The organism is Saccharothrix sp. NRRL B-16314, from assembly GCF_000716595.1.
GTDB lineage: Bacteria > Actinomycetota > Actinomycetes > Mycobacteriales > Pseudonocardiaceae > Actinosynnema.
Genome location: NZ_JNXC01000196.1, coordinates 1 through 333 on the forward strand (window position 1 = coordinate 1; position 333 = coordinate 333).

Below are 333 nucleotides of genomic sequence, written 5' to 3' on the forward strand. Positions count from 1 at the left end.
CTGCTGCCAGACGCTCGACCACCACCCGTACTCCGGTCTCCTCATGCACCTCCCGTGCCACCGCGGCAGCCGGGGCCTCGCCCGGCTCCACGATCCCGCTCAGCGGCGTCCATTGGCTGGCAGCAGTCCTGCGTTGCAGCAACACCCTCCGGTTCTGGTCGCGCACGACCGCGACCACCCCCGGGAGCCAGAGAAGGAAGTCCGGGCCGACCGCCTTCCGGAGATCTGATACGAAATCAGTGGCTCTGTTCACGACTTCCGGTTCTGGCTCAAGTTCTGTGGTGCCGATACGGTGAGTGATCACGGCTAATCGAAAGTGCGAAGGATGAGCTG

1 protein-coding gene is annotated in these 333 nt (G+C 64.6%); it reads right to left on the bottom strand.

The window, feature by feature from the left end:
- The coding region (locus OQ02_RS47070) for an NUDIX domain-containing protein (RefSeq protein WP_331281579.1) at positions 1–304 on the bottom strand (304 nt) is incomplete at its 3' end.
- Positions 305–333: the final 29 nt, after the last annotated feature.